17 protein-coding genes are annotated in these 25,138 nt (G+C 70.4%); 4 read left to right on the forward strand and 13 right to left on the reverse strand.

Annotated elements, in window-relative coordinates; translation table 11 throughout:
* Nucleotides 1-93: 93 nt before the first annotated feature.
* Nucleotides 94-372 carry a GlsB/YeaQ/YmgE family stress response membrane protein gene (locus ACWGUG_RS00005; RefSeq protein ID WP_336394579.1) on the reverse strand — a complete coding sequence of 93 codons (279 nt, stop codon included), beginning with the start codon at nucleotides 370-372 and terminating at the stop codon, nucleotides 94-96.
* A gap of 197 nt (nucleotides 373-569) precedes the next feature.
* Here ACWGUG_RS00005 and ACWGUG_RS00010 point away from each other — a divergent pair, with 197 nt between their 5' ends.
* On the forward strand, nucleotides 570-1,484 hold the full coding sequence (locus ACWGUG_RS00010) for a DUF6807 domain-containing protein (protein WP_452323428.1): 915 nt from the start codon (nucleotides 570-572) through the stop codon (nucleotides 1,482-1,484).
* A gap of 54 nt (nucleotides 1,485-1,538) precedes the next feature.
* Here ACWGUG_RS00010 and ACWGUG_RS00015 read toward each other — a convergent pair whose 3' ends face one another.
* From ACWGUG_RS00015 to ACWGUG_RS00055, 9 genes are all read right to left on the reverse strand, one after another.
* Nucleotides 1,539-2,768, reverse strand: a complete 1,230-nt coding sequence (locus ACWGUG_RS00015) for an ROK family transcriptional regulator (RefSeq protein ID WP_378885084.1) — start codon at nucleotides 2,766-2,768, stop codon at nucleotides 1,539-1,541.
* 79 nt (nucleotides 2,769-2,847) lie between these two features.
* Entirely contained in the window at nucleotides 2,848-5,238 is a 2,391-nt protein-coding gene (locus tag ACWGUG_RS00020) for a glycoside hydrolase family 2 TIM barrel-domain containing protein (RefSeq protein WP_452323429.1), read from the reverse strand.
* A 6-nt stretch (nucleotides 5,239-5,244) separates the two neighbouring features.
* Entirely contained in the window at nucleotides 5,245-5,901 is a 657-nt protein-coding gene (locus ACWGUG_RS00025) for a YesL family protein (protein WP_452323430.1), read from the reverse strand.
* Between the two features lie 88 nt (nucleotides 5,902-5,989).
* Nucleotides 5,990-7,546: an ABC transporter substrate-binding protein gene (locus tag ACWGUG_RS00030; protein WP_452323431.1), complete on the reverse strand. Its 1,557-nt coding sequence runs from the start codon at nucleotides 7,544-7,546 to the stop codon at nucleotides 5,990-5,992.
* Nucleotides 7,547-7,657: 111 nt separating this feature from the next.
* Complete coding sequence (locus ACWGUG_RS00035) at nucleotides 7,658-8,641, reverse strand: carbohydrate ABC transporter permease (RefSeq protein ID WP_452323432.1); 984 nt, start codon at nucleotides 8,639-8,641, stop codon at nucleotides 7,658-7,660.
* Nucleotides 8,628-9,617, reverse strand: a complete 990-nt coding sequence (locus ACWGUG_RS00040; protein WP_452323433.1) for an ABC transporter permease — start codon at nucleotides 9,615-9,617, stop codon at nucleotides 8,628-8,630. Before ACWGUG_RS00040 ends, ACWGUG_RS00035 begins: the two co-directional genes overlap by 14 nt.
* Nucleotides 9,618-9,805: 188 nt before the next feature.
* Complete coding sequence (locus ACWGUG_RS00045) at nucleotides 9,806-12,403, reverse strand: glycoside hydrolase family 3 C-terminal domain-containing protein (RefSeq protein ID WP_452323434.1); 2,598 nt, start codon at nucleotides 12,401-12,403, stop codon at nucleotides 9,806-9,808.
* On the reverse strand, nucleotides 12,400-14,757 hold the full coding sequence (gene yicI, locus ACWGUG_RS00050) for an alpha-xylosidase (protein ID WP_452323435.1): 2,358 nt from the start codon (nucleotides 14,755-14,757) through the stop codon (nucleotides 12,400-12,402). Before yicI ends, ACWGUG_RS00045 begins: the two co-directional genes overlap by 4 nt.
* Nucleotides 14,754-16,802, reverse strand: coding sequence for a beta-galactosidase (locus tag ACWGUG_RS00055; protein ID WP_452323436.1), 2,049 nt, complete (start codon nucleotides 16,800-16,802; stop codon nucleotides 14,754-14,756). The genes yicI and ACWGUG_RS00055 overlap by 4 nt, the downstream gene beginning before the upstream one ends.
* Nucleotides 16,803-16,924: 122 nt before the next feature.
* On the opposite strand from ACWGUG_RS00055, the gene ACWGUG_RS00060 reads away from it, so the two are divergent.
* The 3 genes from ACWGUG_RS00060 to ACWGUG_RS00070 are packed head-to-tail and all read left to right on the forward strand — an operon-like array spanning nucleotide 16,925 to nucleotide 21,026.
* Nucleotides 16,925-19,393, forward strand: a complete 2,469-nt coding sequence (locus ACWGUG_RS00060; RefSeq protein ID WP_452324174.1) for a glycosyl hydrolase family 95 catalytic domain-containing protein — start codon at nucleotides 16,925-16,927, stop codon at nucleotides 19,391-19,393.
* A complete protein-coding gene (locus ACWGUG_RS00065) occupies nucleotides 19,387-20,376 on the forward strand; it encodes a LacI family DNA-binding transcriptional regulator (protein WP_336394569.1) in 990 nt (329 codons plus the stop codon). The genes ACWGUG_RS00060 and ACWGUG_RS00065 overlap by 7 nt, the downstream gene beginning before the upstream one ends.
* A 44-nt stretch (nucleotides 20,377-20,420) precedes the next feature.
* Entirely contained in the window at nucleotides 20,421-21,026 is a 606-nt protein-coding gene (locus ACWGUG_RS00070) for a YesL family protein (protein WP_336394568.1), read from the forward strand.
* Nucleotides 21,027-21,345: 319 nt separating this feature from the next.
* On the opposite strand, the gene ACWGUG_RS00075 is transcribed toward ACWGUG_RS00070, so the two are convergent.
* The 3 genes from ACWGUG_RS00075 to ACWGUG_RS00085 are packed head-to-tail and all read right to left on the reverse strand — an operon-like array spanning nucleotide 21,346 to nucleotide 25,098.
* Entirely contained in the window at nucleotides 21,346-23,097 is a 1,752-nt protein-coding gene (locus ACWGUG_RS00075) for an ABC transporter substrate-binding protein (RefSeq protein WP_452323437.1), read from the reverse strand.
* 32 nt (nucleotides 23,098-23,129) lie between these two features.
* Complete coding sequence (locus tag ACWGUG_RS00080; protein ID WP_378885049.1) at nucleotides 23,130-24,086, reverse strand: carbohydrate ABC transporter permease; 957 nt, start codon at nucleotides 24,084-24,086, stop codon at nucleotides 23,130-23,132.
* Between the two features lie 10 nt (nucleotides 24,087-24,096).
* Nucleotides 24,097-25,098 carry an ABC transporter permease gene (locus tag ACWGUG_RS00085; protein ID WP_452323438.1) on the reverse strand — a complete coding sequence of 334 codons (1,002 nt, stop codon included), beginning with the start codon at nucleotides 25,096-25,098 and terminating at the stop codon, nucleotides 24,097-24,099.
* Nucleotides 25,099-25,138 lie beyond the last annotated feature (40 nt).

The following is a 25,138-nucleotide window of genomic DNA, read 5'->3' on the forward strand; positions in this document are numbered from 1 at the left end:
TGGGCGATGCCCGCCGTCACCGGCACCTACGTGTGGGTGTGGATCTTCGACGCCGACCGCGGCATCGTGAACCAGCTGCTGATGCAGCAGGTGTCAGCGCGTGACGCCGCGGCGGCGCGTGACGGCCACGTAGATGCCGAGGACGATGATCGCGCCGATGATCGAGCCGATGATGCCCGACGGCTGCAGGAAGCCGCCGTTGGGGTCGGCGCCGAAGATCAGGAAGCCGAGGAAGCCGCCGACGAACGAGCCGACGATGCCGAGCACGATCGTCATGAGGATCCCGATGCTCTGCTTGCCGGGGATGACGGCGCGAGCGATGAGACCGGCGATGAGGCCGATGAGGATGAGTCCGAGGATTGTCCAGAGCATTTGATCTCTCTCCTTTTCTCGTGGACGCTGCGGGGGGTTGCGGCGTCTCGTGTGAGATGACGAAGACGCTACAGCGACTGTCGACCCTCCTGTGAGAATGCGGATGCCCCTACCCATCCGCGTCCGCGAACGCTACAATCGTCGGCCGCCGAATCCGGGGGAAGCGTTTTCCGTCATCCTGCGCCACAATGGAGGACGTGCCCGATTTCCTCCTCCGCCGCGATGAAACCTCCCTGACCGTCACTGCCGCAGGCGTGGACATCGCCCGCTATGCGTTCGACCCGGGCGGACCCGTGGCCGAAGGCCCGAAGCCCTTCTTCCACCCCGTGCGCGCGCTGGACGGCGCACCGCTGACCGCGTACCGGCCGTGGGACCACCGCTGGCACAAGGGGCTGCAGTTCACGTGGACGCACGTTTCGGGGCAGAACTTCTGGGGCGGCAACACGTACCGACCGGAGCACGGCGACTACGTCCTTCTCGACAACGTCGGCCGCATCCGCCACGACGGCTTCACGTCGGTACGCGATGCCGGATCCGAGGCGTCCTTCAGCGAGGACCTGACCTGGATCACGCAGGCCGGCGACGAGTGGCTCAGCGAGGTGCGCACGCATCGCTTCCACAGCCTCGACGAGGGTCGGGGCATCTGGGCGCTCGACTTCGCCACGACGCTGCGCAACGTCGCCGACCAGGACCTCGAGTTCGGCAGCCCGACGACGCAGGGCCGGCCGAACGCCGGCTACACCGGCTATGCGATCCGGATGCCGCGCGCCTGGACGGGCGCCCGGGTGCTGGCGGCGGGCCTCGCCGACGACGCCGGAGCCGACGCCGTGATGGGCCGCGTGGCCGAATGGGTCGCCTTCTCGGGCGAGCACGACGAGGTCGACGGCGGCGGCACGGTGCTCGCGTTCGCCGGCACGTCCACGGGCGGCCCCGCCATCCGCTGGTTCGTGCGCAGCGAGCCGTTCCCGATCGTCGCACCGTCGCCCTCGTTCGACGAGCACGTCGTGCTCGCGCCGGGCGAGGAGCTGGCCCTGCGCCATCGGCACGTGTTCGGCGCCCGGATCTGGACCCCCGAGCAGACGCGTGCCCTCGCGGAGGAGTTCGCGCTCTGACGATCGCCGGGCGACCTCGCACGCGCCCGGCGAGCGGCCCACCGCTCGGGTGGCTCAGAGGGCGATGGGGACGCGGCTGGTGAGCAGTCCGGCGTCGGCGAGGAATCGCTCGAGCGCGGTGGTGGCGACGCCCGTCGCGACCGAGTTGCGGCTGATGGTCGAGACCTCCAGCTCGAGCTCGCGCGCCGACCACCCCGGGGACTGCTCGCGCAGGTGCATCCCCGTCGCGGGGAGGAGCTTGTCGGCCAGCGCCCAGACCGTCCAGCCGGTGAGCACGACGGCTTCGGGGTTGACGATCGCGACGAGATCGGCGATCGCCGAGCCGAGGTAGTACGCGGTGCGCTCGATCGTCTCGGTCACGGCGGGATCCGGATCGGCACTGTCGGCCGCGCGCGCGAGGGCGGCGATGAAGTCGCTCTGGTCGAGCCCCACCAGGGCGTGGTCGGGCGCGAGCTCCCGGAGCGTCTGCTGGATGCCGGGCACACCGAGGTAGGCCTCCACGCAGCCGTGACGCCCGCAGCGGCACCGGCGGCCGTCGAGCACCAGCAGCGAATGCCCCCACTCCCCCGCAGAGTTCGTCGCGCCGCGCAGGATGCGCCGCTCGAGCACGATGCCCGCGCCGACGCCGGTGCCGAGGTTGATCGTCACGAGGCTCGAGCTGTAGCGGCCGCGACCGAGCCACAGCTCGGCCGTCGTCATCGCCTTCAGCGGGTTGTCGATCACCAGCGGCAGTCCCACGCGCTCGCGGAGCCGGTCGAACTCCAGCTGATGCCACGACCATTTCGGCACCACGACCGACACCGACGTGGGACCCTGCACGAGGCCGGGCAGCGACACGCCGACGCCCAGCACGTCGGAGCGCGCGATGCCGGCCTCGGCGATGACGCGCTCCAGCGCCGTGCCGATCCCCTCGACCACCGAATCCGGGTCGAGCACGTGCTCGTCGCGCACCACCTGCGCGTGGGCGATCTCGACGAGCGCGGCGTCGAACAGGACAGCGCGGATGTACGTCTCGGCCACGTCGATGCCGATGACGCGACCGCGCGCGCCGTTCATCGCGAGGGTCGCGGTGGGGCGGCCGATGCGGCCGGCGGTTGTCTTCGTCTCGACGACGAACCCCCCGGCCATCAGCTCGCCCACGACCGTGGCGATCGTGGCGGCGCTGAGCCCCGTCAGCTGGGCGAGCTCGTTGCGCGTCGTCTCACCGGCCGACAGCACCGCGTGGAGGACGTCGAGGCGCGAATCGCTCCGGATGTCGCGCGACGTCCGTCGAAGCACCCCCATGCTCACCTCTGCACCCTGGCGGCCGCCGACGCCGGAACGCCCGGATCGGATGGGCTGCGACTCGGATCTGGCCAGTATGTCACGCCCCCTGCACCACCAGGGCGCCGTCGAGGCCCGGGCTGCTGAGCCGGACCGAAGCACCCTCGGAGGCACGCACGAACACCACCAGCCGGCCGTCCAGCGTGCGCCGCGCGGCGCTGTCGTAGGGGGTGTCGTCAGCGAGGTCGCCGTTCTCGATGCCCAGGAGCTCCCCACCTTCGACCGCCACCTCGATGACCCTGTCATCGCAGGCGACGCCGTCGTTGGCGTCGCGGAGCACGCATTCGATCTGGACGATGCCCTCCAGCGCGATTCCGGCGCGCCGGCACGCGTCGGCGACGTCGGCGGGAGGCTCCCAGACCGCGGCGGCGATCGCCACGGCCTCGCCGCGCGCGCGCAGCTCGTCCCGCGCGACGACGCGACCGTCGCGCCACGACTCCAGCACGAGCGGCTCGTCCCGGGGATCGGTCACCGCCGCCCACCAGCCGTGCTCGTCGTCGCGCTCGAGCGGTATCCGCTCGCCGCCGCTCGAGAGCGAGAGCTCGTCGCCGTTCGCGAACGCGAGCACCTCGAGCTCGCCTGGGACCGCGGCATCCCACGTCCGGGAGACCGGGTGGGTCCAGAACGAGCGCTCCTCGTCGCCGGTGTGAGGGCGGGTGACGAGGTAGGCAACCGGGTCGTCCGCCCACCAGCTGCGCCGCAGGTGCCACGTGTGCTTCTCGTGGCCGGCCAGCGTCAGCAGCCCCGCACCGGAGCCGCGCACGGGCCAGCCGCGGGCCTCGCCGAGGTAGTCGATCCCGGTCCAGAGGAACTGGCCCGCGACGAAGTCGTGACGCGTCACCGGCACCCACTGCGCATAGCCGTGCCCGTTCTCGCTGCCCAGCAGCGGCTTGTCAGGGAACCGCGCGTGATCGGCCTCGTAGAGGTGCTCCTTGTAGTTGTAGCCGACGACGTCCAGGTCGTCGAGGAGGCCCGTGCGGCTCGACAGCTCGGGGAACGCGGCGGCGAGCGTCACCGGACGCGACGGGTCCGCGCGCCGCACGATGCCGGCCAGCCGCCGCGCGATCGTGGTGAGCCGCCGCACATCGGGCCGGCTGGCGTCGTACAGGCGCTCGGCGGCGGGCTTGTTCGCGTCGTTGTTGCCGGTCATCTCGGCGAACAGCGGGCTCGCGTAGGGGTCGTTCGGGTAGTCGACCTCGTTGCCGATGCTCCACGCGATGACCGACGGGTGGTGGCGGTGCGCCTCGATCATCGCGACGAGGTCGCGCTCATGCCACTCGAGGAAGTCCTTCGCGTAGCCCTCGTGGCGCGGCGGATAGACGTTGTGGCCCTGCCACCACTTGTTCTTCGAGTTCTCCCACTCGTCGAACGCCTCGTCGACGACGTAGAAGCCCAGCAGGTCGCACAGCGCGTACAGCTCGGGCGCGTGCGGGTTGTGGGCCATGCGCACCGCGTTGCAGCCCATCCGCTTGAGCGACAGCAGCCGGCGCACCCAGACCGCGGCGGGCACGGCGGTGCCGAGGCATCCGGCGTCCTCGTGGAGGCAGACCCCTCGCAGCACCCGCGGCTGCCCGTTGACGGAGAACCCGCGGTCGGCGTCGAAGGCGAAGGTGCGGATGCCGGTGACGAGGTCGTACGACGCACGGCGCTCCGCGCCGTCCGACCGCCACTCCAGCGTCGTCGTCAGCCGGTGCAGCGCAGGGTCGTCGTCGGACCACAGCTCGGGGTCGGGGACGACGGCCTCGAGGGCGATCTCGGCGGAGTCGCCGGCGGGCACCTGCGCCTCGGCTCCGAAGCGGTGGACGCGATCCGTCGTCAGTGAGCGCAGCTCGTGGAGCACGCGCACGGCCACGGCCTCGTCGCCGTCGTTGCACACCGTCTGGCCGATTCGCAGCGTCGCGGTCGCGGCATCCGCCGACACCGTCGTCACCGACGTGCCGTGCTCGCGCAGCCGCACCCGCTCGTGCACCTGCAGCTCGACGCCTCGGGTGATGCCCGAGCCGTTGTACCAGCGGGAGTCCGAGATGTCGGTGTGGTCGACGCGCACGCTCACCACGAGGTCGTCGTCGGGCGCGTAGGAGAGGATCTCGGTCAGGTCGAAGGAGAACGGCGCGTAGCCCGAGGGTCGACCGCCCACGTGGTAGCCGTTGACCCAGACGTCGGCGTTCTTGTACACGCCGTGGAACGCCAGCCGCACATGCTGGTCGGCCTGGGCGGCGAGCTCGCGCAGCGAGACATGGGCGCGGTACCAGCCGACACCGCCGGGCAGGTAGCCGGTGCCGCTGGAGTGCGCTGCCGAGAACGGCTGCTCGACGCTCCAGTCGTGGGGGACGCGCACGGCACGCCACCCCGAGTCGTCGTAGCGCTTGGCACGGGCGCCGGGGTCGTCGGCGAGCGCGAACGACCAGCGTTCGAGCGGGAGGGTGCGCATGGTGGGTCAGTCCTGTTCCGGGGAGAGGGCGGCGGGCATCGGGGCGTAGCGCGCGAAGACGCGCGCGAAGAGCAGGGCCCCCAGGTAGGCGAGGCCGGCGAAGCCGATGAGCAGCCACAGCAGCCCGTAGCCGGTCGCCTGGGGCGAGAAGATCGTGACGACAGCGGCGAGGAAGGTCAGCACGAGGACCGCGAGCGGGGCGAGCGGATGCCGCAGCGACAGCAGCCGCGCATTGCGCAGGACCTCGCCCAGCGTGCCCTCGAAGCTCGCCAGGTAGGGGAAGACGTACAGCGCGGCCATGGCGGCGAGGAAGGCGAGCGCGTACCAGACCGCCAGCAGCGCGAACTGCGCGACGGGCGCGGTGACCAGCTCGGTCGCCACGAGATACCAGGCGGCGAGCGCGGCGGCGAACGCCGCGACGACGAGTCCGGCGAGCGTCGCCTGCCGGAAGTTCTGCCGGAACGACCGAAGGTAGTCCCCCACGATCGTCCGGTCGGTGTCGGAGGCGATGCGCAGCGTGACGAAGTTGAGCGCCGTCAGCGACGCCCCGAGGGTCACGATCGGCAGCGACGTCACGATGAAGAGGACGTTGAGGATCATCAGATCGGCGATCCGCGTGAGGAACCGCATCAGCGCCGAGTCGGGCGCGAAGTTGCTGCTCATGTGTTCTGCCTTCCTCGCAGAGCGATCGTGTGGGAGGCCGGGCGGGCCCGCGTGCGCGCGGGCCCGCCCGGACGGGGGACGAGGACGATCAGTCGAGGCCGCCCGCGTCGGCCCATTCCTGGACCTGGCGCTCCAGTTCGGCGCGCGCGTCCTCGAACCCGACGTCGGCGAGCTTCTGCCGCATCTCGGCGACCGCGGCGGCCGGGTCCTCGAACTTGCCGTACTGCAGCTGCGGGATGTACTCCGACAGCACTCCGCTGACGGCTGCGAGCGTCGAGTCCAGCGGCGTCTTGTCGACCACGAAGGTCGAGTACGGGTAGTCCTTGGCCACCGCCGAGAGCTCGTCGTAGATCTCCTGCTTGTTCGGCGCGTCGGTCACCTTGTCCGGCTCGAACTCGTCCATGCGTCCGGCCCAGAAGTTGGAGCCGAGCGAATCGGTCGACGGGTCGTAGCCCTCCGGGTACCCGAGCTTGCCGTCCTCGGTCATGACGTAGTCGGTGCCCTCGATGCCGAAGTTGAGCAGGCCGTAGTTCTCCTCGTCGTTGCGGAGCAGGTCGTAGACCTCGAGAGCCTTCTCGGGGTTCTTCGAGTTCGCGCTGACCGCCATCGCCCCGTGCGTCTTGATGTCCTTGAAGAAGTTGCCGTTCTCCTGGCCCCACGAGAACATCCGCGGGTCGGAGCCGGGCTGCTTCTCGTTCATGTTGTAGACGATCTGCGTCACGAACGTCTGCGTGTGGTGCTGGTCGGCGCCCGTCAACCCGGCGTAGAGCGACTCGCGCGTGTCCCCGTCGTAGTTGAGCGCGTCCTCCCGCCACACGCCGATGTCGTTCCACTCCTTCGCGAGCTCCGCGGCCTCGATCAGATCGTCGCCCTCGGTGTACCAGGAGGTCACGCTCGTGGGGTCGGACTCCGACGTCTGGAACGGGAAGTAGTTGCCCGCGGTCACCTGCTGGATGGTCTGCAGGTCGGTGTGGCCCTGGAGGTAGCCGGTCAGCGCCGACTCGTTCGCGCCGACCACGTCCCAGGGGTAGACATCGGGCTTGTTGTCCTTGATCCACTGGAAGTAGGTGGTGAAGTCCTCGAACTGCGTGATCTCGCCGTCCGCGAAGCCGGCCTCGGTGGCCCAGTCGCCCCGGTAGAAGAAGCCGTGGTTCGTGTACTGGGTGTAGTTGTCCTCGGGGATGAAGTAGATGCTGCCGTCGAGCTTGGTCAGCTCCCAGTCGCCGTCGGCGTCGACCTGCTCCCATGTCTTGGGCGCGTGCTCCTTGAGCATCTCCTCGGTGAGCGGCAGGAAGGCGCCCTTCTCGGCGTTCTCCCACGCGAAGAGCCAGTCGGTCGCAGTGGTGATGAGGTCGACGTTGTCGTCGCCCGAGAGCAGCTGCAGGTTGTACTGCGTCTGCCAGTCGGCCCATTCGACGTAGAAGAGGTCGAGCGTGGCGTTCGCCTGCTCGACGAGGTTCTCGTTGAGCTTCTCGAGCATCGCCTCGAGCCGCCCGTTGGTGGGCTTGTTGCCCAGCACGAGCATGGTGATCTCCGTGGGCTTGTCGGGGTCGTCCTGGCTGTCGGCTGTGCAGCCGGCGAGCGCGGCCGTGGCGAGGCCGAGGGCGGCGAGTCCCGCCGCGCCCTTGATCAGGCGGTGTGTCATGTGAGGCTCCTTCGACTCATTTCTTGGAGGGGGTGCGGGATGCCGCGCCGGTGGGCGGCATCCCTCGTCGCGGTCCGCACGGGGGCGAACCGCTGATCGTCAGCGGGGAGTTCAGCCCTTCACGGCGCCGACGGTGATGCCGCTGACGAAGTACCGCTGGACGTAGGGGTAGGCGAGCAGGATCGGGCCCGTCGCGATGACCGCGCTCGCCATCTTGAGGGTGTTGCTGGGCAGTTCGGCGATGCTGACGTTCGCGCCCGCGACGGAGGTGCGCAGAGCGTTGGCCGTGTTGATCACGTTGTAGAGGTAGTACTGCAGCGGTTTGAACTCGACGGTGCTGCCGAGATAGAGCGAGGAGAGATACCACTCGTTCCAGTAGCCGAGGGCGAGGAACAGTCCGACCGTCGCGAGCGCGGGCTTCATCATCGGCAGCGACAGCTGCCAGAAGATCCGGAAGTCGCCCGCCCCGTCGACCTTGCCCGACTCGACGATCTCGTACGGGACGGTGCGCATGAAGTTCTTCATCAGGATGATGAGCCACGGCGTCATCAGCAGCGGCAGCCAGACGGCGAGGTAGCTGCCGCGCAGGCCGAGCGTGCGGCTGATCCAGAGGAACGTGGGTGCGAGTCCTGCCGAGAACAGGGTCGTGAAGTAGATGAAGAACGTGATCTGGTTGCGGAAGCGGAAATCCTGCCGGTAGAGCGCGTACCCCGTCATCGCGATGATGAGGAGGCCGACCGCGGTACCGGTCACCGTCATCGTGACGGTGACGGTGTACGAGCCGATCACCTGTTGCGGGGCGGCGAAGATGTACTCGTACGCCGTGAAGGTGAACCCCTTCGGCAGCAGCCCGAACCCGGTCTTCATGATCTCGTCCTCGCTCGAGAGCGACGCCGACAGGATCAGCACGAAGGGCAGCAGGCAGAACAGCGAGAACAGCGAGATGAAGACGTACGAGATGCCGCGAAGCACGTAGTCGCTGCGCGAGAGGCGGACCGGCCGGGCGCGGTTGGATGCCGTCCACCAGCGCCGTTTGCCGGGGGCCGTCGTGAGCGTCTCGGTCACCGAGGGCAGCAGCAGATCAGAAGAGGGCATAGTCCTTGTTCATCTTTCGGACGATCCAGTTCGCCAGCAGGACGATGGCGAAGCCGAACAGGGATTGATACAGGCCGACGGCGGTGGACGTGGTGAAGTTGTTCTGCGACATGACCATCCGGTAGACGGAGGTCTCGATGATGTCGGTGGTCTGGAAGAGGGCGGCGTTGTTGCCCACGAGGTTCCAGAACAGCCCGAAGTTGCCGTGCATGATCCCGCCGAGCGAGAACAGCAGGAGGATGATGAAGGTCGGCTTCAGGCTCGGCAGAATCACGTAGCGGATGCGCTGCCACGCCGACGCGCCGTCGATCGCCGCCGCCTCGAAGAGCCCCTTGTCGATGCCCATGATCGCCGCGAAGTAGACGATCGATCCGTAGCCGGTGCTCTGCCACAGGAAGACGATGATGATGATGAGCGGCCAGGCGCCGGCCATGCTGTAGATCTTGATCGGGTCGCCGCCGGTCTGCTCGATGAGCGTGTTGAGCGCACCGGTGTCGTAGTTGAGCAGGTTGAAGGCGATGACGCCGACCAGGACCACCGAGATGAAGTACGGCAGGAACATCACGCCCTGCGTGATCTTCTTGAAGAACTTCAGGCGCACCTCGTTGAACATGATCGCGATGGCGATCTGGAGCACGTTGCCCACCACGATGAACGCGAGGTTGTACAGGATCGTGTTGCGGGTGAGCACCCACAGCTGGCCGGACTTGATGAGGAACTCGAAGTTCTGGAACCCCACGAACGGGCTGCCGAAGACGCCGTCGGTGTAGTTGAAGTTCGTGAACGCGATCCACACGCCGGGCAGCGGGCCGTAGCTGAACACGAGGAAGAACAGCACCGCCGGCACGCACATGAGCAGGAGCATCCTGCTGTCCTTGACGTGCCGCCAGAACGATCGGCGACGGCGCGGCGGCGTGTCGTCGGGCCACGCCGGGGCGGGCGGCGCGCTCTCTTGCCGTGCTTCCAGTACAGACATCCTCCGCCTCTCTGCGGTGGGCCGGGCATCGACGCCGACACCAGGAACGAGGATAAAACTAACCCTCGAAGAAACTTCGGCCAGCGTATGGTGAGGGGCATTCCGAGCGCAAGCCCCAATTTGTCCGGACATGGAAAAGCCCCGGACCGGCGGTGTTTCCGCGGTCCGGGGCGAGGACTGCCCGAGCTCTAGCCGCCGTCGGCGATCTCGAGTGAGGCATCTGTCCGGAGATCCCACGCCGAGGGTCCGGCGGCGATCGTGTACGAGCCCGGCTGCACCCGAAGGGCACCCTGATGGAGCCAGTCGTCGACGGCGCCGGGCAGGCGCACGGCGTCGTCCCATACGGCCAGGCGCCCGGGCGAGAACGAGAGCTCGACCTCCCGCACCTCACCCGCGGAGAGGACGACGCGCCGGTAGGCGACGAGGAGCCGGCGCGGCGCCGCCAGGGCGAGGTCATCGGCCGGGAGCGCGTAGAGCTGCACGAGTTCCTCCGCAGCCCGCTCACCCGCGTTGCGCACCCGCACGACGGCGCGGACGGCGGCCTCGCCGGGCCGCGGCTCGAAGGACGGATGCCGGTGGGTCGGCGGCGGCGCCGCGGTCGCGGCATCCGACAGCTCGACGCGCTCGTAGACCACCTCGGTGTAGGTGAGGCCGTGACCGAAGGCGAACGTCGGCTCCTCGGCCTGATGCCGGTACGTGGCCCCCTGCCGGAGCGTGTCGTAGTCGAACAGGTCACCGGCCTGCGCCTCGGTCGCGGGCCAGGTCTGCGACAGCCGGCCCGACGGCTCGCGGTCGCCCGAGAGCACGTCGATCACCCCGTGCCCGAGCTCCTGCCCGCCGTGGCTCGACCACACGACGGTCTCGGCATCGACGCCGGCAAGGACGTACGGGTAGCTCGAGACGATCGTGAGCACCGCGCGGGGGTTCGCCTCGCGGGCGACGCGCCACAGCTCTGCCCACGCCTCCGGCAGTCGCAGGTGGGGGCGGTCCTCGGTCTCGCGCCCGTTGAGGTGCGGGTCGTTGCCGACGGCGACGATGACGGCGTCCGCCGCCGCAGCCGCCTCGGCCACCGCCTCCGCGCCGGACCGGATGACGCGCACGCCGAACCGCTCCGCCTGCGCGAGCGTGACCGCCTCGGCGGCGAGCAGGCCCGAGTCGCGGAACACCCGCACCCAGCGACCCGATCCGAGGTGCAGCAGCGACCACGTCCCGTCGGCGTGGACGTGCCGGCGGAAGCTCTCCTGCACGACCCACTCGCCCACCCGTGCCCCGTCGGCCCGCATCGGCCACTTCCCGCCGGTGAGGAGCAGACCGCTCGCGTGGGAGCGGAGGGTCAGGATGCCGTCGCCCCAGTCGGTCACGTCGAACAGCGCGTCCGCGCCGGCGGCGGCGCCTGCCGCCTCGACGACCGATCCCTCTGCGTCCGTCACGACGTAGCGGCCGGTCGAGACCGCGCGGAGCGCGACCGTGTCGGCTCCCGTGACGACCTCGGCCTCGCTGAAGCGCTCGGTCGCCGCCGCACCGATCCCGACCGCGTACGGCGGCGTGCCGGCGTACCAGTCGGTGAGCACCAGGTCGGCGAGGTTGCCGACCACCGCGACCCGTGAGGCCCGGGAGAGCGGCAGGACGCCGGCGTCGTTCCGCAGCACGACGACCGAGCGCACCACCGCCTCCCGGGCCAGCTCGCGCGCACCCGGCGCGTCGATCGCGTCGGCGCCGATGCCCCCATAGGGGTCGGCGTCGCCGTCGAACTCGCCGGTGCGGATCCTCAGCTCCAGCAGGCGCAGCGCCGCCTGGTCGATGTCGTCCGTCGAGAGCAGGCCCTGGGCGAGGGCGTCGCGCAGGTAACCGATCGTCGGCGCCGCGTCCGCGTCGTTGTCGGTGAACGAGTCCAGCCCGGAGCGCACGAGGGCGGCCGCGGCATGGACGTGGTCGGGCTGCGCGCGCTGCGTGGTGACGAGGAAGGTCGGGGCCCCGGCATCCGACACCACCGCGATCGACTCGTCCGCCCAGGACCGCGCCTCGGCGACCAGCTCGGGCTGCGTGTGCGCGGGGACGCCGTTCACCCGGTTGTAGGCGAGCATCATGCCGCCCGCAGCGCCCGCCTCGATCGCGCCGCGGAAGGCGGGCAGCTCCTCCTCGTGGAGGGTGCGCAGCGACATCTCGGACGACGTCGTCGAGCGGTCCGTCTCGTTGCTGTAGCCGAGGAAGTGCTTGAGCGCCGGGACGGTGCGCCACACGCGCGGATGGTTCCCGCGCAGGCCCCGGGAGTACGCCGTGCCGAAGACAGCGGTCACGTGCGGGTCCTCGGAGTAGCCCTCCTCGTTGCGCCCCCACCCCGGGTGGCGCAGCGTGTTGACGACGGGCGCCCACACGTTGAGGCTCACCAGCGGGTTCTCGGCGCGCTTCGCGCGCACCTCGACCGCCGCCACCTCCCCCACCCGCTCGACCAGGTCGGTGTCCCATGTCGCGGCGAGTCCGACCGACTGGGGGAACACCGTCGCCCGGCCGAGCCACGCGGCGCCGTGGAGCGCTTCGCAGCCCGTGCGCCACTCGGCCACGCCGAGCCGCTCGATCGCGGGGGCCGCCTGATGCAGCATCGCGAGGCGCTCGTCCGGCGTCAGCCGATCCAGGAGGTCGCGCGCCCGCGCCGCCAGGGGCTGGTCGACCTGCCGGAACAGCGGCTGTCCGCCGGCCGCGTTCGCCGCAGGCCGCGGGGCCGCGGCCGCCGGATCGAGTGGGCGCTCTGCGCCCGTATCGAGATCATCCGTCATCGTCTCGGTCATCGCTGGTCCTCCTCGATCTCGATCCGGAGCTCGCCGGATGCCTCGGTCCGGGCGACCCGGTCGCCCGTCTGCAGCGCCCACGGCGCGCGCGCGTCGTCCGACGACGCGATGATCGCCGCGCCCTCGCGACGGACCCGGAAGGTCGTCGCCGGTGCTCCATCGTGCCCGGGCACGGTCGTGACGGCGTCGTAGCCGTCGGGGAGCCGGAAGCAGCGCAGCGTCACGCCGTCCGCCCAGTCGTAGTCGGGGCGGTCCTCGACGGCGCCGATCGGCAGCACCGTCCCCGGCCGCACCCGCAGCGGCACCGAGTCGTAGCCGTGCGACTCGGTCACCCACCGGCGTCCGTCGGCGACCGAGCCGTCGAGCAGCGACGTCCACTCCCCGTCGGGCAGGTAGTACTCCACTGATCCGTCGGCGGTGAGCACCGGCGCCACCAGCAGCGCGTCGCCCAGCATGTACTGGCAGTCGGCGTCGAAGCCGGTGCGGTCGCCGGGGAACTCCAGCACCATCGGGCGCATCATCGGCGTGCCGTCGGTGTGCGCCTCGTCCGCGACGCGGGCGAGATAGGGCATGAGACTCATCTTCAGGCGGGTGAACTCCCGCGCGACGTCGACGGCCTCGTCGTCGAAGGCCCACGGCACCCGGACCGACGACGAGCCGTGCAGGCGGGAGTGCGACGACAGCAGGCCGAACGCGAGCCACCGCTTGAACAGCCCGGGGTCGGGCGTCCCCTCGAAGCCGCCGATGTCGTGGCTCCAGTATCCGAAGCCCGACATCGCCAGCGACAGCCCGCCGCGCAGCGACTCGGCCATCGAGAGGAAGGTGGAGTCGTTGTCGCCGCCCCAGTGCACCGGGAACTGCTGCGAGCCCGCGGTCGCCGAGCGGGCGAACACGACCGCGTCGCCGACGCCGCGGTGCTGCTCGAGGGCGCGGAACACCACCTCGTTGTACAGCTTCGCGTAGTAGTTGTGCATGCGGTGCGGGTCCGACCCGTCGTGCCACGCGACGCCCTCGACGGGGATCCGCTCGCCGAAGTCGGTCTTGAACGCGTCGACGCCCTGGTCGAGCAGGCCCTGGAGCTTGCCGACGTACCACTGGGCGGCATCGGGGTTCGTGAAGTCGACGAGCGCCATGCCCGCCTGCCACATGTCCCACTGCCAGACGCTGCCGTCGGTGCGCTTGAGGAGGTAGCCCCGGTCGGCCGCCTCGCGGAACAGCGCCGAGCGCTGCGCGATGTACGGGTTGATCCACACCGACACGTGGACGCCCCGCTCGTGCATGCGGGCGATCTGGCCGACGGGATCGTGGAAGGCGCGGGAGTCCCACTCGAAGTCGGTCCACTGGTACTCGCGCATCCAGAAGCAGTCGTAGTGGAACACCGACAGCGGGATGTCGCGCTCGGCCATGCCGTCGACGAAGGCGCTGACGGTGTCCTCGTCGTAGCTGGCGGTGAACGACGTCGTCAGCCACAGCCCGAACGACCACGCGGGCACGCGGGCGGGACGCCCGGTGAGGGCGGTGTAGCGGCGCAGCACGTCCTTCGGCTCGGGGCCGGCGATCACGTAGTACTCCAGCGACTCGCCCTCGACCGAGAACTGCACGCGCGAGTTGACCTCGCTGGCGACCTCGAAGGAGACATTGGCGGGGTTGTCGACGAACACGCCGTAGCCGCGGCTCGTGAGGTAGAGCGGCACGTTCTTGTACGACTGCTCGCTGGAGGTGCCGCCGTCGGCGTTCCAGGTGTCGACGACCTGGCCGTTCTTGACGAAGGCGCCGAACCGCTCGCCGAGCCCGTAGACGCGCTCGCCGGGCTCGATGGTCAGCTGCTGGTGCACCCACGTGGGCTGGGTTCCCCCGGCGGCCGTGCCCGCCGTCCCCGCGGTGCCGGCCGTGCCCGGGGTGCAGTACGTGCCCGTCGTGTCGGTGAAGTGGCCGATGGAACGCGGCAGCGAGCTGGTGAGCACGCGGCCGTCGCTCTCGAAGTCGACCCGCCACTGCCCCGCCGACTTCACCACGCGCACCCGCAGCGGGCCGGAGTCGAGGATGCCGCCCTCGCCGTCGATCGAGACCTCGGGGCGGAAGCCGTCTTGCCCTGTCACCTCGAAGTCCGGACCCCGGCGCACCGCGCCGGCGTGCCGCTCGAGCCGCACCTTGACCACGCCCGGGGCCGGGGCCGAGAACGTGACCGTGAGCATCGGCCGGTTCAGCGTGTCGCCGCGGTCGCGGATGACGGCCGTCGGCGCGTAGACGGTCATGGTCCCCGCCGCCTCGTCGTGGCGGATGTCGTCGACCTCGACCGCGTAGAGCGGGGCGAGCCCGGGCCTGGTGAGCCAATAGCCATCGGTGAACTTCACTCTGCGTGCCTTTCGATGAGCACCATGGCGGCGCCGGGGGCCAGTGCGACCCGCCCCTCGACGTCCGCGTCGGTCAGGAGATCCCGGCGCCGGCCGGGCACGGTGACGTGCTGCGCCTGGTCGCCGTGGTTGAGGAGGAAGAGAGCCGCCCCGCGGCGGACGGCTTCGACGCCGTCCGGCAGCACACGCTCGGGAAGCACGCCGGTCACGTCGGCGGCGTCGAGCGCGTCGTCGAGCACGGCGGAGAGCGTGTCGTCCGCGACGAGGGCGCCGAGATACCATGCGATGCCGGCGCCGACGCGATGCCGCGTGACGGCGGGCGCCCCCGTGAGGTGGCCGGAGGCGAAGCGCGCCAGGACGTCGGCACCCTCGGCGCGGAGCCGCTCGCCCAGCACGCCGGCCTCCGGCGTCGCGGGTGCGGAGTCCCAGTGGGGCTCCGCGGTGAGCGGGGTGGGGTCGTCCGGCAGGCCGACCCACTCCTCGCCGCTCACGCCGACGAGGTCGCGCAGGAGCACGGGCGACCGCCCGGTGAGCACCCCCGCGTTCGCATCGGCGACGCCGGAGAAGGGGCCGACGACGAGGCCCGCGCCCGCCTCGACCGCCCGGCGCAGGGCGGTGGCGGCATCCGTCTCGACGATGTAGGAGTGCGGCACCAGCACGACGCGGTAGGCCGACAGGTCCGCACCCGGGCGCACCAGGTCGACCGCGATCCCGCGGCGCCACAGCGCCCGGTGCCAGCGCTGCACCTGCTCAAGCGTGCGCAGGCGCTCGGTGGGACGTGCCGGCTCCTCCGCCGCCCACCACGAAGGCCAGTCGAACAGGACGGCGACGGATGCCTCCACCCGCTCGCCCACGACGGGCCGGAGCCTGCGCAGGTCGGCGCCGAGCGCGATCGCGCCCCGGAAGACGTCGGTGTCGGCGCCGGCGTGCGGCACGAGGGCGGAGTGGAAGCGCTCGGCGCCGGTGCGCGCCTGCCGCCACTGGAAGAAGCAGATCGCGTCGGCCCCGCGCGCGACGGCCTGCAGCGAGTCCAGGCGGGCGCGCTGCGCCGTCTTGGGGAGGTTGTGCGCACGCCAGGACGTCGCGCTCACCGACTGCTCCATCAGCACCCAGGGGCTTCCGGCGCCGAGGGAGCGCATGAGGTCCTGCACGAGGGCGATGTCGGAGGAGGCTGTGGCCGAACCGTGGTCGGGGTACTGGTCGTCGGCGACGACGTCGACCTCGTCCGCCCACTCCCACAGGTCGGTGAGCGGCTCGAAGCCCATGAAGTTCGTGGTGATGGGCTGCTCGGCACCGGTGGCCCGGATGGCGTCGCGCTGCTCGGCGTACACGCGCTGCAGCGCCCACGACGTGTAGCGCCGGAAGTCGAGCGACTGCGCGGGGTTGACGAGGTACGGCATGCGCCGCGGCGGCAGGATCTCGTCGAAGTCGCGATAGCGCTGCGCCCACACCAGCGTGCCCCACGCGTCGTTGAGCGCGTCGATGGTGCCGTACCGCTCGCGCAGCCAGAGCCGGAACTCGCGGGCCGCCTCATCTCCGAAGTCGATCTGGCCGAACTCGTTCCCGACGTGCCACATGCGCACCGCCGGGTGCGCGACGTAGCGCTCGGCCAGCGCGGTCGCGATGGACCGGGCGTGCTCGCGGTAGACGCGCGAGGCGGGGGTGAACTGGTTGCGGGAGCCCGCGACGAGCCGCACCCCGTCGGGGTTCACCGGCAGCGTTTCGGGGTGGAGCACGCCCAGCCATGGCGGCGGCGACGCCGTCGGGGTCGCCAGGTCCACCGCGATGCCGTGCGCGTGGAGGATGTCGAGCACCTCGTCGAGCCAGGCGAAGTCCCGCTCCCCCGGCGACGGCTCCAGGCGGGCCCAGCTGAAGACGCCCACGGTGACGAGATTCACCCCGGCGCGCACCATCAGCTCGGCGTCCTCGCGCCACACCTCGCGCGGCCACTGCTCCGGGTTGTAGTCGCCGCCGAAGCAGATGCCGAGATCGCCGGTGAGCTGCGACAGGGCGTCGGCGCGGCGCGGGAGCGGGGTGCGGGCCATGGCGGGGAGAACCTCTTCGCTGAGTTTCGGTCGGAGCGGCGGTCTGATGTCTGAGCGCCACGACTCTGCCATCGGCTTTCGAAGCGCTTCAACACCGAGACCATATACTAGGGACTGTGACGATGTCCACGCGCCGCGATGATGCGACCGACCAGCCCGCCGCCGAAGCGCTCCACGTGCTGCGCGCCTCTGCCCCCGCCTCCCGCTGGCTCGAGGCCTACCCCGTCGGCAACGGCGTGCGCGGCGCGATGTGCGCAGGGCTCGCGGGCGGCGATCGCCTCTGGCTGAACGACATCACGGCGTGGTCCGGCCACGCCGACCGCGACCCGCTCGAGGGTACGACCGCCCGCGGCGCCGACGCGCTGGGCGCCGTCCGCGCGGCGATCGACCACGGTGACCTCGACGCCGCCGAAGGCCTGCTGCAGCGGATGCAGACCCCGTGGGTGCAGGCGTACCTTCCGCTCGGCTGGATCGACATCCAGGTGCTGGATGTGGATGCCGCACCCCCGGCGGGCGCGTTAACGCGCCGGCTCGACCTCCCGACCGGCATCGCGGCGCACGAGTACCGGATCGGCGACGCCGCCGTGCGCCACCGCACGTGGGCCGATCTCGTGACCGGCGCCCTCATGCACGAGATCACCGCCGACGCCCCCGTGCGCGCACGACTCACGGTGGGATCGCTGCTGCGGAGCCGCTCCGCCGCAGCGGACCGCGACGGCGACCTCGCCACCGACTGGTGGTTCCCGGTCGACGTCGCACCCGGCCACGAGGATCCCGCCGAGCCGATCCGGTACGACGATGCGGCAGGGCGCCACGGCGCCGTCGTCGTGCGCGCCCTGGGTCCGTCCGCGGTCGCCGAGGGCGCGCTGGTCACCGAGCCGGGGACCACGCTGCTGTTCGCGGTGGCCACGGCGACGGCCCCGTCGCTGCCCGGCGATCCGGACGTCGCCGGCGACGCGCTCGAGAGGGCCGCCGCGCTGCTGCACGGCATCCCGGCCCTGTCCGATGTCGCCGCCACCGCAGCGGACCGCGCGCAGACGCACGCCGCCGCCCACCGCGCGCTCTACGAGCGCTGCCTGCTCGAACTCCCCGACCCCGCGGACGGCGAGGCGATCGACACGGTGGAGCGCGTCCGCCGCGCCCAGGAGCGCGACGATCCGGCCCTCGCGGCGCTGACCTTCCACTACGGGCGCTACCTGCTGATCGCGTCGTCGCAGCCCGGCGGCCTCCCCGTGACGCTGCAGGGGCTCTGGAACGCCGAGCTGCCCGGCCCGTGGTCGAGCGCCTACACCCTCAACATCAACACGCAGATGGCGTACTGGCCGGCCGAGACGACGGGGCTCGCGCAGTGCCACGAGCCGCTGCTGCGCTTCGTCCGGCGGCTCTCCGAGACGACGGGCCCGGTCGTCGCCCGCGAGCTCTACGGCGCCGACGGCTGGGTGGCGCACCACAATTCGGATGCCTGGGCGCACGCCGCGCCGGTCGGCGCCGGGCACGGCGACCCGGCGTGGGCGAACTGGTCGCTCGGGGGCGTGTGGCTCGCGCTGCACCTGTGGGAGCACTACGCGTTCGGGGGCGACCGCGCGTACCTGCGCGACGAGGCGTGGCCCGTGCTGGCCTCCGCCGCGGCCTTCGCGCTGTCGTGGATCCAGGGCGACGACGAGCGCGCGTGGACGAGCCCCTCGACCTCGCCCGAGAACCATTACGTCGACGACGACGGCCGCGAGCGCGGCGTCGCGACGACCGCGACGATGGACGTCGCGCTGCTGCGGGAGCTGGCCGCGGTGTGCCGGGCCGCCGCGAACGCCCTCGGCCTCTCCGAGCCCTGGGTGGAGGAGCTCACGGCCCGCACCGGCGCGCTGCCGGACCCGCAGGTGTCGGCGCGCGGCGAGCTGCTCGAATGGGACCGCGACCGCGTCGAGGCCGAGCCGCTGCACCGGCACCTCTCCCACCTCGTCGGGCTGTTCCCGTATGCGCAGATCACGCCGGAGGCGACGCCTGAGCTCGCGCGCGCGGCGGCCGAGTCGATCCGCCTGCGCGGCCCCGAGTCGACCGGCTGGGCGCTCGCCTGGCGGGCCGGCATGCAGGCCAGGCTCGGCGACGGCGAGGCCGTCCACGCGCAGCTGCGCCTGGCGCTGCGACCGGCCGACGAAGACTCGCACGAGCACCGCGGCGGCGTGTACCCGAACCTCCTCAGCGCCCACCCGCCGTATCAGATCGACGGCAACCTGGGGGTGACCGCGGCCATCGCGGAGGCGCTGGTGCAGTCCTTCCACGAGCCGGTCGCCGCGGGCGATCCCGGCCCCGGGGTGGCGCAGGACGCGCCGGCGCCCGCTCATGTGCGGGTGAAGCTGCTCCCCGCGCTCCCGTCGGCGTGGCCGGACGGGGCGGTGCGCGGCATCCGCTCGCGTGGCGATGTGGCGGTCGACCTGGAGTGGGCGGGCGGACGCCTCGTGCGCGCCCGGTTCGAGGCGGGGTCGCGAACGACGACAATGAGTGTGAGCGGACCCGACGGTCCGATCGACACGTTCGAACTCGCCCCCGGAACCTCGAGGGTGATCGACGCGAGAGAGCTGGGTACCTCATGGTGACGATCGCGGACGTCGCACAGGCGGCGGGTGTGTCGATCTCGACCGTCTCCTACGTGATGAGCGGCAAGCGCGCCATCTCGCAGGAGACGCGCGTGCGCGTCGAGAAGGCGATCGACAGCCTCGGCTTCAGCCCGCACGCGGGTGCCCGGTCGCTCGCGTCGCGGTCGACCAACGTCATCGGCCTGCAGGCCCCGCTGCGCACCGGCGTCGACGTGCACGTGGTGATGCAGATCGTGACCGGCGTCGTGACGCAGGCGCGCAAGCACGGGTACGACATCCTGCTGCTGGCCAGCGACGACGCGAAGGCGCTGCAGCGGGCGGCGAAGGGATCGATGGTCGACGCCCTGCTGGTGATGGATGTCGAGTCCGACGACCCGCGCATCGAGACGCTGTCGGGGCTGGGGCATCCGAGCGTCCTCATCGGCCTTCCCGAGGGCCGCCGCGCGATCCCCTGCGTCGACTTCGACTTCGAGGCCGCCGGATGGCTCGCCGTCGACCGGCTCGTCGATCTGGGGCACCGGCGCATCGCGCTGATCGGCTCGCCGCCCGAGGTCATGTCGCGGCACACCTCCTATGCCGACCGGCTCGTGCGCGGCTTCCTGGCCGCGTGCGAGGCGAACGGCGTGACCGGGACCGTCCATGCCTGCCCGAGCACGGCCGAGGCGGCGGCCACGGTCGACGCGGTGATGGACGAGAACCCCGATATCACCGGCTTCTTCGTGCACAACGAGGGCGCGCTCCCCCACGTCGCCGCCACGATCGCGCAGCACGGCCGCAGGCGCAGCGACGAGCTCTCGGTGGTGGCCCTCTGCCCCGAGGACGTCGCCCGTTCCGTGGCGGGACTCGCCGACAGCATCGCCGTGCCGGCCGAGGACATCGGGGCCGCCGCGACCGACATGATCTGCGAGATCCTCGCGAACGGCGCGAAGCCGGCCGTGCGCCTGCTGCCGCCGGCGCTGACCGGAAGCACGCCGGCCCTGTGAGGGCGAGACGAGCCGCCCGCCCGCGCGGCGGCAGGTGACCACGGATGCGCATCGACCCCGACAGCCGCGCCCTGAACGGCTTCTCGACCTTCCTCACGTTCGTCGCGCTGAACCTGCTCTACATCGTGCTGTGCCTGCCGGTCGTGACGATCGGGGCCGCCACGAGCGCCCTGTTCGAGGTCACGATCCGGTACTCCGACGACGAGAGCGGCCGGCCGCTCAAGGACTACCTCCCGGCATTCCGGGCGAACTTCGGGCGGGCGAGCGTCCTCATGCTGTGCCTGCTCGCGCCGGCCGCACTGCTGGGATTCTCGAGCGTGTTCTGGTTCGCCCATCCCGCGCTGTTCGCAGGGGTGGCGGGCGTGCTCGCGATCATCGGCGCGGTGTACCTGTTCGCGGCGTTCCTGTACGCCATGGCCCAGGTCGCGTACTTCCGCAACACCGTGCGCCAGACCCTCCGCAACGCGCTGCTCCTCCCCGCCGCCGAGCCGGTGCGCACCCTGGGGCTGCTCATCATCCCGGTGACCGCCGTCGCCCTCACGATCCTCTTCCCGCCGGTGGGCTTCCTCGTGCTCACGATCGGCTTCTCCGTCGGCGCGTACGCGACGGCGTTCCTCTTCCGCAGCGTCTTCGCCCGCCACGAGGCCTGATCGCCGCGGCGTCCGCGTCGACGGATGCCTCGGCCCCACGGCATCCGTCCCCCCTCCTCTCGCCTGCCCGGCTCGGCGACGCACGCCTCGTCGTCCCCGCGGTCGGACGCCGGGTCCCGAGTATGTGGGCAAACACCGCAGATGCGACGACACACCAGCGCGCGGCGTCGTGTCTCGTCGCGAACGCGGCGTATCGGCCGCCTCAGGGCGACGGAACGCGGGGGGACGACGGGACGCGGTCGACGCCCCGGCGCGGGGTGGGACGGCAGAAGGGCCCGGGATGCCGCAGCATCCCGAGCCCCTCGCCTGCCGGCCTGTGTCAGCCGGCGAACTCCTCCGTCACGGCGACGCGGGCGTCGTCCTGCGCCTTGGCGTTCTCCATGTCGAACTCGAGCACCTTCTCGTAGCCGAGACCGTTCGCGGTCTCGATCAGCTCGTCGCGCAGCGACTCGAACTTCGCCTCGCTGTCGGCGAAGACCATCTGCCACGAGAACTGCTTGACGATCTCCTTGACCTGATTGCGCAGCGTCTCGATCTCGGAGCTGTCCGCCGGCGGCGCGTAGCTGGCGCCGGGGGCCACGAGCACCTGGTCGTTGGTCTGCAGGTACTCCATCGTCGAGGTCGCGCCGCCCATCTTGGCCGACCAGTCCTCGGTCAGCGGGTTCGCGATCGCCGCCTGATAGGTGGGCCAGAAGGTGTAGCTGTACGGGAAGCCCGTCTCGGTGTCGACCTCGATCGGCAGCACGGCGCTGATGTTGAGGGCCGAGACGCCGTCGGCGTAGTCGCCGCCGCCCCACTCCTCGGGGACGGTCCCGCCGCCCTCGAGGAAGACCTGCTTGCCGAAGTCGGTGAGCTCCGGCTCGCCGGCGTCGTTGACGTCCCACGTGAGACCCTGCGGCCCCGCCGAGGCGCCCGTCTGCGCGTTGTTGGCGTAGGCGCCCTCGGCCGAGTACAGCCAGTCGATGAACGCGGCGATCCGCTCCGGGTCCTCGGCCTTGGAGCCGATCGCGAAGATCGGCTTGCCGCCGTACGCCTCGGCGCCGTAGGAGAAGATCTCCTGGTCCTCCATGGGCACCATCTGGAAGCCCTTGCCCGCGGCCATGTTCTCCTCGGTGTTGAACGCCGACTGGCCGAGCCACGGCCACCACGAGAAGAGCACCTGGCCGTTCTGGAACTTCGAGAACAGGGTGTCGTAGTTCTGCGTCGTCGACTCCGGGTCGACGAGTCCGAGCTGGTTGGCGTCGAAGTAGAGCTTCAGGCTGCGCATGTACTCGCCGTCCGGATCCAGGATGCCCTGGTAGTCCGAGCCGTCGGCCTTGGCCAGCACGAAGCCGATCTCGTCGTAGCCGTAGAAGCAGGCGGGCTGCTTCGCGGTGACCATCATGTTGCCGTCCCAGTCCTTGAACAGCGAGAAGCCGTAGACGGGCTGGCCGTTGTCGGTGGTCGGGTGCGCGGCCTGCATGTCGGCGAGCACCGGCAGCAGGTCCTCGAGCGTGCCGACGTCGGGGTAGCCGAGCTCCTTGTAGTAGTCCCACCGCACGAAGGGGCCGAACGTCGGGTTGAGACCCTCCGACGGCTCGGTCGGCTTCAGCGACGACACCGACGACGGGAAGGCGAAGACGCCGTCCTTGCCGTCGTTGAGGTGCTCGACGGCCTTGTCGAACTTCGACACGCTCTCCATCGCCGGGTAGTAGTCGGCGGCGTCGAGCACCAGGCCGCCCTGCACGAGCTCGTCGAGCTGCTCGCCCTTGTTGACGATGATGAGGTCGCCCAGCTCGCCCGCGGCGACGCGGGTGTTGTAGAGCGTGTCACCGCCGCCGGCCACGTTGGGGGCGATGACGTTCAGCTTCATGTTGAACTTGTCTTCGACGATCTTGGCGAACCAGCCCTGCTGCACGCCCATGTAGTTGGCGAGGCCGTCGAAGACGTCGATCGTGATCTGCTCGTCCCACTTCTCGGGGAACTCGTCGATCGCGCCCTGTTCGTCACCTCCCCCCGCGCTGCACGATGCCAGCGATCCCGCGGCGAGCAGCGCCACGAGTGCGAGGGACACCTTCTTCCTCAGCTTCATTGCTTTCCTTTCTCGGTGGTGCGTGGCCGCCGTCAACCCTTGACGGCGCCCAGCATGATGCCCTTCACGAAGAAGCGCTGGAACAGGGGGTAGATGAAGATGATGGGCAGCACGACGAGCACGGAGACCGTCATGCGGATCGACGTCGGCGTCTGCGTCGTCGCCGCGCCCGCGATCTGCCCGAGATTGCCGCCGGCGTCCTGCGCCGCCTGCGCCAGGCTCGACGCCTGGTTGATGAACATGTAGAGCAGGTACTGCAGCGTGTACAGGCTCTGGTCGGTGATGTAGATGAGGGTGTCCTGGAAGCTGTTCCACTGCATCACGGCGCTGAAGATCGCGATCGTCGCGAGGATCGGCGTCATGTTGGGCAGGTACACGCGGAAGAACACCTGGAGGATGTTGGCGCCGTCGACCTCCGCCGCCTCCTGGAGCTCCTTCGGCATCGACTCGACGTACGTCTTGGCGAGGATCACGTTGAACGGCTGGACGACGAACGGCAGGACGTAGACCCAGAAGTTGTTCGTGAGCCCGAGCGACTTCATGATGATGAACACCGGGATCAGGCCCGCGCTGAAGTACATCGTGATGATGAGGAAGCGGTACCAGAACTTGCGGCCCCACATGCGCGTCTGCGTGAACATGAAGCCCAGGAACGCCGATGCGAGGACGGTCAGGACCGTCCCGATCACCGTGCGGCCGATGGAGACGACCGTCGCCATCGGCAGGCCGGGCAGCTGGAACACCTGCCCGTAGTTCGACAGGTGGAAGTCGACCGGCCACAGTCGCACATCGCCGAGCGCCGAGACGTCGTTGGCGCTGACGGAGTTGATGATCAGGTAGTAGAACGGGTACGCGCAGATCAGGGCGAACACCGCGAACAGCACGTAGTTCAGGAACCGGAACAGGATGTCTCCGGCCGACGGCCGGTACCGGGCCGAGCTGTCGCCCCGGTGGGCGGTCGTGAGCGTCTTGGTCATCGTCGTGGTCATGGCCCGGCCCTCAGACGATCGATTCGCCGCGGACGCGCTTGGAGACCGTGTTGACGGTGAGCAGCAGCGCGACCGAGATGAGGCTCTTCAGCATGCCGATCGCGGTGGCCAGCGACAGGCTGTTGCCCGTCATGCCGATGTTGTAGACGTACAGGTCGAGCACCTGGATCCACTCCTTGTTGAACGCGTTCTGGAACACGTAGTACTGCTCCATGCCGTTGTTGAGGATGTTCGCGATCGACAGCAGCAGCAGCACCAGGTACGTCGGCATCAGCTGCGGGATGGTGATGTGGCGCATCAGCTGGAAGCGCCCGGCACCGTCGATGCGCGCCGACTCGTACAGCGACTGGTCGATGCCGGCGATCGCGGCGAGGTAGATGATCGCGCCCCAGCCCAGCCCCTTCCAGATGCTCCAGAGCGTCATGGTGAGCCAGACGTTCTCGTCGGTGTCGAGGAACTTGACCGGGGCCGTGACGAGCCCCGCGTCGATCAGCACGTCGTTGACGAGACCCGAGCTCGAGAACAGCGAGAACGCGATCATGTACACGAGCACCCACGAGATGAAGTTGGGGAGCGCCGTGAGCGTCTGCACCGAGTTGCGGAACCACGGCGCCTTCACCTCGTTGAGGAGGATCGCGAAGAAGAGCGGGAGGACGGATGTCGCGATCCCCAGGAAGCTGATCGCGAGGGTGTTCATCAGCACCTGCCCGATCTGCGCCATCTGGGTCGGCGAGCTGACGAGCATCTGGAACCATTGCAGGCCGACGAACTCGCTGCCCTCGAGGCCGAGCGCGGGCTTGTAGTCGTAGAGCGAGTAGATCCAGCCGTACAGCGGGAGGTAGGAGAACAGGAACGCCAGCACCAGGAACGGCACGATGCAGAGGAAGAGCTTGAACGACGTCCTGCTGCCGGCCGGGCGGATCCGCGGGCCGCGGCGCTTGCGGGTGTTCTTCTCGAGGTTGTGGACGGCCGCCTCCTGGAAGACCGTCTGCGCCTGAGCCTGCGTGGTCATCGGACCGTGACTCGGAGACGGGCGTCCGGGTCGGATGCCG

The organism is Microbacterium sp. NPDC055455 (assembly GCF_053619935.1).

Bases quoted from the DNA above. Each gene is read 5' to 3' on its own strand.
- ACWGUG_RS00005 (WP_336394579.1), bottom strand. From the start codon at position 372: ATGCTCTGGACAATCCTCGGACTCATCCTCATCGGCCTCATCGCCGGT.
- ACWGUG_RS00015 (WP_378885084.1), bottom strand. From the start codon at position 2,768: ATGGGGGTGCTTCGACGGACGTCGCGCGACATCCGGAGCGATTCGCGC.
- ACWGUG_RS00020 (WP_452323429.1), bottom strand. From the start codon at position 5,238: ATGCGCACCCTCCCGCTCGAACGCTGGTCGTTCGCGCTCGCCGACGAC.
- ACWGUG_RS00025 (WP_452323430.1), bottom strand. From the start codon at position 5,901: ATGAGCAGCAACTTCGCGCCCGACTCGGCGCTGATGCGGTTCCTCACG.
- ACWGUG_RS00030 (WP_452323431.1), bottom strand. From the start codon at position 7,546: ATGACACACCGCCTGATCAAGGGCGCGGCGGGACTCGCCGCCCTCGGC.
- ACWGUG_RS00035 (WP_452323432.1), bottom strand. From the start codon at position 8,641: ATGCCCTCTTCTGATCTGCTGCTGCCCTCGGTGACCGAGACGCTCACG.
- ACWGUG_RS00040 (WP_452323433.1), bottom strand. From the start codon at position 9,617: ATGTCTGTACTGGAAGCACGGCAAGAGAGCGCGCCGCCCGCCCCGGCG.
- ACWGUG_RS00045 (WP_452323434.1), bottom strand. From the start codon at position 12,403: ATGACCGAGACGATGACGGATGATCTCGATACGGGCGCAGAGCGCCCA.
- ACWGUG_RS00055 (WP_452323436.1), bottom strand. From the start codon at position 16,802: ATGGCCCGCACCCCGCTCCCGCGCCGCGCCGACGCCCTGTCGCAGCTC.
- ACWGUG_RS00060 (WP_452324174.1), top strand. From the start codon at position 16,925: ATGTCCACGCGCCGCGATGATGCGACCGACCAGCCCGCCGCCGAAGCG.
- ACWGUG_RS00065 (WP_336394569.1), top strand. From the start codon at position 19,387: ATGGTGACGATCGCGGACGTCGCACAGGCGGCGGGTGTGTCGATCTCG.
- ACWGUG_RS00070 (WP_336394568.1), top strand. From the start codon at position 20,421: ATGCGCATCGACCCCGACAGCCGCGCCCTGAACGGCTTCTCGACCTTC.
- ACWGUG_RS00075 (WP_452323437.1), bottom strand. From the start codon at position 23,097: ATGAAGCTGAGGAAGAAGGTGTCCCTCGCACTCGTGGCGCTGCTCGCC.
- ACWGUG_RS00080 (WP_378885049.1), bottom strand. From the start codon at position 24,086: ATGACCACGACGATGACCAAGACGCTCACGACCGCCCACCGGGGCGAC.
- ACWGUG_RS00085 (WP_452323438.1), bottom strand. From the start codon at position 25,098: ATGACCACGCAGGCTCAGGCGCAGACGGTCTTCCAGGAGGCGGCCGTC.